Here is a 6,477-nt window from a genome sequence, read left to right as displayed (position 1 = left end):
CCCCGGCAGCGCCAGCCAGCAGCGGCAGACCCGCCGCACCACGGCGCAGCACAGGCCGCAGCGCAATAAAGATAGCGCCCAGAGCCAGCACGATGGGGATAACCCATTCAGCCACATAAATAAGGGTATCACGGTCAAACAGATTCAGCTTTTCAGCCGTAAAGCCTAGGCCACCATCGGGCATGAACCGCATGGAAACGACATTGACTTCATCTCCACGGGCCTTGTCATAACCAATTGCAGTCTTGGCCAGCGTGCTGATGCGCTCGATCTCGGCATCATCAAGCGGCTTCCAGACATCCTTGCCGCTCTTGTCCTTGCTGAAAGAGCCATCGACCATAACCGCCAGGCTGATGCGCGAAACACGCGGGCGTGTCTGGCTGACAACCCGCACCCGTTTGCCAATTTCGTAATTGTCGGTTTCTTCTTCGCGATCGTCGCTGGAGCCGCTCTTGTTGTTCTGATTGGCGTTGGCATTGGGAAGATTGTTCGCCACCGAAGTATTGGGGTTGGATTCGGTGTTAACGCTCTTGTCAGAGGTTGTCTGCTGCGAGCGCAGAACCTGCTGGTTGGGATCGAAGGTTTCTTCCGTCTCACGGATTTCGTCGGTGTTCATGGTCACCGCCGCACGAGCGCGCACATGCCCTGCCCCCAGCGTGGGCACCAGCATATCTTCCACAGCCTGAGACAGGCGCTGCTCTTCAGAGAAACGCAGCTTGTCGATGGTGGATTCCTGCCCTGCAACGCTGTCAGGATCACCCGGCTTCACCAGCACATCACCACGCGTATCCACGATGGAGATGTTCTGCGGCCTCAGGCCCGGAACCGCCGCAGCCACAAGGTTCTGGATAGCTTGAATACCATCGGGAGACATACGCCCCCCACGCCCGATATCGAGCACCACACTGGCCTGCGAAGGGCTGGTCTGGGTTGAGAACAGGTCCCGATGCGGCAGAACCAGATGCACCCGGACATTCTTCACACCATGCAGCAGCCTGATGGAGCGCTCCAGCTCGCCTTCCATCGCCCGCGTTTCGTTGATGGTCTGCTCGAACTGGGTGGTTGTCAGCGTGCCGCTTTTATCAAACAGCTCATAGCCAACGGCACCGCCACTCGGCAGGCCATCCTTGGCCAGCAGAAGGCGTGCACTGGCCACCTTGTCCTTGGGCACATAGATTGTGGCACCATCGGCACTGGTCTTGTTGGCAATATGGGCCTTGCTCAGATCTTCCACCATCTGGGCGGCTTCGTTCAGATCAAGGTCGCCATAGAGCAGCGCCATAGGCTGGGTGCTGCCCCGGAAGACAAAAAGCCCCAACACACCAAGCAGCACAGCACCTGCCGCGCCGAGGGCGATCAATCGTGTACGCCCAAGGTTTTTCAGGCTAGCCAATATATTCTGCATATTCCGGGAACCGCTACCCTGTCACAGCGTTAAATGGAGAACGTGTCCACTTGCTCGGCTGGTCAACCATCTGACACTCCTCCGCCCTGCCCTGCTTTCGCCTTGTTCTTGCGCCAAGGTAGCATGAGCCGTGCGCACTAATCATATCCATACGCCAGCAATCAGGAAGCCCCAAAAAGCATTCTGAAGGCAAGCTTGGCTTGTACAGCCATTTATACCGCACCGACACACCCTAAAAGAGCCACACACTCAACCTGACACCCCATTTCAGGGGATATAGGCATTGGTGGGTGGTGTTTTCTTGAGCGGCAGGTTGAGGCGGTTAGCATTCTGGTCCTGCGTCAGACCTGTCGGACCTTCGGAAACCTCACGCGCGACATTGGGCATCAGGTCAGGTCGGCTCCAGCAGTCAACACCATTCCAGCTCTGGGTGCAGTATGGCTGCGGTGCGGGCGGACGCTCAGGCGGGGCGCACCAGTCTTCGCCTTCCTGAATATAGCCCGCATTGCACTCACGCCCCGTTATGCGGTGGGCGATATAATCGGGGGCACACCCGGTAAGAAAAGCCACCACACCCAACAGCACTGCGCGCCTGATCATTACCACCATTCTCCTCGCGCGGCCGCTTATTGACGGGACAGGGCCAAAGTCCCAGCCCCATCTGCCTTGGATGAAGCATTACCCCGGCTCCACCATGCAGCCGAACCGGCATCCGCCGTCTGCTCGGACTTGCCATCCGCACCGAACGACGTACGCAGCGGACGGAAATTCCGCACCCCGGCCATGTACTGGGAAACCAGATTGACACGCTCTGGCACCATATAGCCCATCACCGCCGAAATCTTGCGGGGGCTCATTTTACTGGCCAGAGAAACAAGGACATGAATATCCATGATATTGAAAATGGCTGCCGCTTCCTTGGGTGGCATTTCCTCATAAATCTTGACCAGACGCTCGGTTTCAGCCGCCATGGTTTCCTTATGGGCCGCCTGCCGCTCAGCCAGAGCTGCCATGGAATTATCCAGATCGCGCATTTTTTCGTCCAGCGCGGCCTTGGCCGCATCCAGAATACGCTTCTGGTCTTCCAACCCTTTCTGCTCACCATCAATATCAGAGCGGCGTGCCAGAATATCACGAGCCAGATCTGTTTCCGCCCGGTCGACCTGACGGTTGCCGTCCCCACCGCTATTGATGCCGGGGGCTACGGTCGCCACGCAACTGCTACCGCTTGCACAGTCATTACTGGCCGCGACAGTCTGAACCGGATCGGGAGCTTTTTCAGGGGCTGACGCGTTCTGGTCACCAGCAGGCAGAACCGAGGTCCAGCCTTCAGCATCGTTTCTTGCAGCAGCAAGACCACGCGTGCCAGCATTGCCAGCAACTTTCGGCTTTGTAGCCGGAGCGGCAGCATCGGACACGGCGGGGTCACCCGCATCAGACGGACCATCTTTCAGATGACCCGCGAGAGCATGCATATTCATCGCCAGAAGAAGGGTCATCAGGCTGGATGAAATATGAACGAGTTTCCCGAATGACAGACGGGGAATTAGCATCACGACCTAGCCCGTTGCGGGTTTCTGCCTAGAAGTTATACACCTACGTTCTGACACCGCGCCAGCCCATAATCCACTTACCTGAAGCAATGTGGACTGTTTCAGCTACGCTGCACATCCATCTCGCTCACTCCATCCGCCAGAGCCTGAATCCAGTGTGAACATCAGGCTTTAAGCGAGTGGTTTTTTACATATATCTCTATTGCGTGATGAGGCGTAAGCGCCTGAGTGTCAAGCGCTGATCAAAAATCTGTCTATATTTATTATCAGTGCAACATTTCAATAAATTATAACCCCCACAATCAAGCGGATTAATTTTGTGTTTTATTATTTGTAGTATTTTATTTTTACTTTTTTTTATCTGTTTTTTATTTTTATTTTCCTGTTTTTATAAAAATATTAACTATATTTTAACGCTCGCGCTCTGTGACAAAATTACCGCAAGCGCATCGCCTCATATCCGCACCCGCGCCACACCCTAAAAAATTGCACACGGCAAAAGCCTCCACCGTGCCCGACCTGCAGGCCGCGGCAGCCCCATTCATCCGTATAAAATGAAGTGTATTTGCAAAAATTTCCCTGATTTACGCCATTTCCAGACCCAGCCGATGTACCGTTTCATCAACCCTCATCCGCACATAATCTGGTCACAAAATTATTGTTAACGTTTTATAACAGGGTTGAAGTGCATAGTAGTGCCGCACAATCACACGGAAAACTAAAGAGCAACCGCAATGCTGGACAATGCTTTTTATCCGCACACCAGCCAGCCGCCTTTCATTGCCCTGATCGGGTGTGATGGTGCAGGTAAATCAACCATGACACAGGAACTGGCCCATCTGCTGGGTCAGGACTACCCGACCTCTTTCTGTTATCTGGGGCTGGGTTCAGGGGATCTGGGACGCCGAATCAAGCAATGGCCCGTTATCGGCCCCCGTGTTGAAAAAATGCTCTCGGCCAGAGCGCTCAAAACCCGCACACCGGGAGAAAAAATTCCGGGCGTTGTTACGGCTCTGGTTGTCTTCTGTTTTTCGCTCTTACGTTTTTACCGTTTTCAGAAAGCCATGTTGGCCCGCAGTCATGGCCAACTCATCGTAGCGGATCGCTACCCACAGGCTGAAATTCCCGGCTGGTGCGATGGACCGGGCCTGTCCGCCGCCAGCACGGATAACCGTTTCATTAACTGGCTAGCCCGTGTTGAAAAACGCCTATACGAGCACATGGCCGCCGTGCACCCGACGGTCATTATCTTTCTTGATGTCGATATCAGAACAGCCCTCAGCCGCAAGCCAGATCATGATCCCGCTTTACTTGCGACCAAGATAGAAAAAACCCGCAAACTCCATTTCGGCGGTACCCCCATGGAAAGTCGATGCCCGGCAGGATTACACCACCGTGCGCCGCAGCGTGCTGAACATTGTCAGGCGCTATCTCCACCGACATGAAACCCAGCAGAACACGCGAGAAAGACAGCGCGCCATGCACCCTTCCGGCGACCTGCATCAGATCGCGACATAAACATAAAACCGAGGCTATATCTCAAACACACGGGTAAAAAAGAGAGCAATGGCAGAGGCGGCTATGGCCACGCCATAAGGGAGTGGACCACGCCGGGCGATACGCCATTGCTCAGCCCGCAAGGCCCGCCGCCAGAAAGGCAACAGCCTATCGCGTCGGCCCGGCGGGCGGGCAATACAGCCAAGCAGCAGATAAACAATAGCCAGCACGCCCCCGCTCAAAGGCACGAGCACGGCAAGGTCTAGGGTTTTATGGGCAGGCACCACCAACATGGAGGCCGCCATAAGCTTGACATCGCCCCCACCCAGCAAACCCAAAAGCCAGATGGCAGCACATACCACAAAAGTCAGCCCTGCCGCCATAAGCGCTACCGGCAGATCACCCTGCGCACTCTGCAACACCACCCCGGCCAGCAGCAGTAGAATGGAAACACCATCCGGTATGGTTCTGGAGGCAAGGTCGCACAGAGCCGCGTACACCAGCAAAAGCCCCGCCACCAGTTCCAGACCAATTACCAGCATCTGCACCAGAGTGTGTTCCACCAAACATAAAAGTGACAAACCGTATCCACTACGCAGGCGGGCTGCAAGCAAACGGCGTCACACCCTGCTGGCTGACAATGTTGAATTAATTTTGTGGAAAATGGTGGACCCGACGCGATTCGAACGCGTGACCTTTGCCTTCGGAGGGCAACGCTCTATCCAGCTGAGCTACGGTCCGTGCGCAATTCCCTATCCCATAAGGTGGGGTGTTGCCAAGCCTCAATCTGCACCACTGCTCCCAACAGGCAGGCAGCACACCCGCAGGATTAACGCGCTAGCGTATCAATCCGCGCTGGCAGAAACCACGGCAGGGCCTCACCACCGGGGCCAGCCTGATCCCGCCAGGCAAACCCGGCGGCCATCCACGCGCTGGCGGCACTGTCTCCCCCCGAAGGCAGGAACCAGTGGGGGTTCAGAATCCACGCCGCAATATCAGCCTCCGTCCGGGCGGCACTACGGCTGCGCAGCAGCAGGTGATAGCCGCCGGGCATCAGATCACGCCGAATGACACCGGGCGTTGCTCGCCACAAACGCCCTATGGCCGCCGGTGGCACGATTTGGTCTCTATCGCCGTAAATACAAAGAACAGAACCCCGCACACCGGGCGCCGCCTGAGCAGCTCATGCATCAGTTCCACAAGCCCGCGCAGCGTATCAAAGCGTGTGGCATGCAGGGTCAGCGGGTCATAATACAGGCGGATCATGGCGGGCAGGCTATCCCCCGCCACGATATGGCCGGGGAGTTCCCGCCCCGTCACTTCATGATCAGGAAACAGCGTAGCTATGACGGCCAGCGGAGCCTGCACACCCAGCCCCATATTCCAGATAGCCGGAGCCAGCAGCACGCTCCCCGTAACAGAGGCGGCCTCCGGTTGCGCCATGAACAGCATGGCTATAGCCCCGCCCATACTCTCCCCAGCCAGATAGAGCGGGGTATCCGGCGCTTCGTGCTTCAGAATGGCGACTTCCTCGCCCAGATCAGCTACCAGCCGCGTCCGTCCGGGCCAGCGCCCACGCTCAGCCGTACCACCAAAACCCCGCACATCCGGCGCTATGACCGTAATGCCCTGTGCAGCCAGCACGGGGCCTGCGGCCTCCCACGCATCACGGCTGTCATTAAAACCATGCAGGGCCAGCAACCGGGCGCGCGGTGCTCCCTGCGCAGCCCAGACCCGCGCGGGCAGGCGCGCACCATCGGACAGGCTGAACACACGATCAGGCGCTACCAGCCTCCCCGCTGCCGCAAACCGTGGTGGTGGCACAGGCGCTGGAGCTGTGGAGCCTGCCGGATGAGGGCCCGCACAGCCCGCAAGAACACAGACCCAGAGCAGCGCCAGTGCGCGCCATCCGCCCCCGCTCACGCGTATGCGAAGAAAGGAGAGGTGCAAAAAGCGGCTCGACATGTCTATCATTCTCCACCGCAGCCCTGCCTGGCAATCAGACGGGCCACAGATTCTCCA

The 6,477-nt window shown here is 57.1% G+C and carries 7 protein-coding genes and 1 tRNA gene; 1 reads left to right on the top strand and 7 read right to left on the bottom strand.

Annotated elements, in window-relative coordinates:
• From fliF to JCM25143_RS09220, 3 genes are all read right to left on the bottom strand, one after another.
• A partial coding sequence (gene fliF, locus JCM25143_RS09230) for a flagellar basal-body MS-ring/collar protein FliF (protein WP_025860905.1) occupies positions 1–1,405 on the bottom strand: 1,405 nt, incomplete at its 3' end.
• A 267-nt stretch (positions 1,406–1,672) separates the two neighbouring features.
• Positions 1,673–2,005, bottom strand: coding sequence for a hypothetical protein (locus tag JCM25143_RS09225; protein ID WP_025860904.1), 333 nt, complete (start codon positions 2,003–2,005; stop codon positions 1,673–1,675).
• A gap of 26 nt (positions 2,006–2,031) precedes the next feature.
• Positions 2,032–2,886, bottom strand: coding sequence for a MotE family protein (locus JCM25143_RS09220; RefSeq protein WP_234395149.1), 855 nt, complete (start codon positions 2,884–2,886; stop codon positions 2,032–2,034).
• Between the two features lie 806 nt (positions 2,887–3,692).
• On the opposite strand from JCM25143_RS09220, the gene JCM25143_RS18325 reads away from it, so the two are divergent.
• On the top strand, positions 3,693–4,403 hold the full coding sequence (locus JCM25143_RS18325) for a nucleoside/nucleotide kinase family protein (RefSeq protein WP_051543156.1): 711 nt from the start codon (positions 3,693–3,695) through the stop codon (positions 4,401–4,403).
• Between the two features lie 87 nt (positions 4,404–4,490).
• Here the strand turns inward: JCM25143_RS18325 and JCM25143_RS09210 are convergent, their stop codons facing one another.
• The 4 genes from JCM25143_RS09210 to JCM25143_RS18320 form a co-directional block, all read right to left on the bottom strand.
• Positions 4,491–4,997 carry an A24 family peptidase gene (locus JCM25143_RS09210; protein ID WP_234395150.1) on the bottom strand — a complete coding sequence of 169 codons (507 nt, stop codon included), beginning with the start codon at positions 4,995–4,997 and terminating at the stop codon, positions 4,491–4,493.
• Positions 4,998–5,119: 122 nt separating this feature from the next.
• Positions 5,120–5,195 (bottom strand) — tRNA-Arg (locus tag JCM25143_RS09205).
• An 89-nt stretch (positions 5,196–5,284) separates the two neighbouring features.
• Positions 5,285–5,572, bottom strand: a complete 288-nt coding sequence (locus JCM25143_RS23915) for a hypothetical protein (RefSeq protein ID WP_234395148.1) — start codon at positions 5,570–5,572, stop codon at positions 5,285–5,287.
• The gene (locus JCM25143_RS18320) at positions 5,554–6,378 is read right to left on the bottom strand and encodes an alpha/beta fold hydrolase (protein WP_234395147.1); all 825 of its coding nucleotides are present in this window, start codon (positions 6,376–6,378) and stop codon (positions 5,554–5,556) included. Before JCM25143_RS18320 ends, JCM25143_RS23915 begins: the two co-directional genes overlap by 19 nt.
• Between the last annotated feature and the right edge of the window lie 99 nt (positions 6,379–6,477).

Origin of the sequence: Acetobacter papayae JCM 25143, from assembly GCF_000613285.1 — a bacterium.
In the GTDB taxonomy this organism is placed as follows: domain Bacteria; phylum Pseudomonadota; class Alphaproteobacteria; order Acetobacterales; family Acetobacteraceae; genus Acetobacter; species Acetobacter papayae.
This window is presented reverse-complemented; position numbering and strand designations above follow the sequence as displayed.

What these genes read in the sequence shown, in the direction of transcription:
- JCM25143_RS09220 (WP_234395149.1), bottom strand. Translation starts at nt 2,886, where the DNA reads ATGAATATGCATGCTCTCGCGGGTCATCTGAAAGATGGTCCGTCTGAT.
- JCM25143_RS09210 (WP_234395150.1), bottom strand. Translation starts at nt 4,997, where the DNA reads ATGCTGGTAATTGGTCTGGAACTGGTGGCGGGGCTTTTGCTGGTGTAC.
- JCM25143_RS09225 (WP_025860904.1), bottom strand. Translation starts at nt 2,005, where the DNA reads ATGATCAGGCGCGCAGTGCTGTTGGGTGTGGTGGCTTTTCTTACCGGG.
- JCM25143_RS18325 (WP_051543156.1), top strand. Translation starts at nt 3,693, where the DNA reads ATGCTGGACAATGCTTTTTATCCGCACACCAGCCAGCCGCCTTTCATT.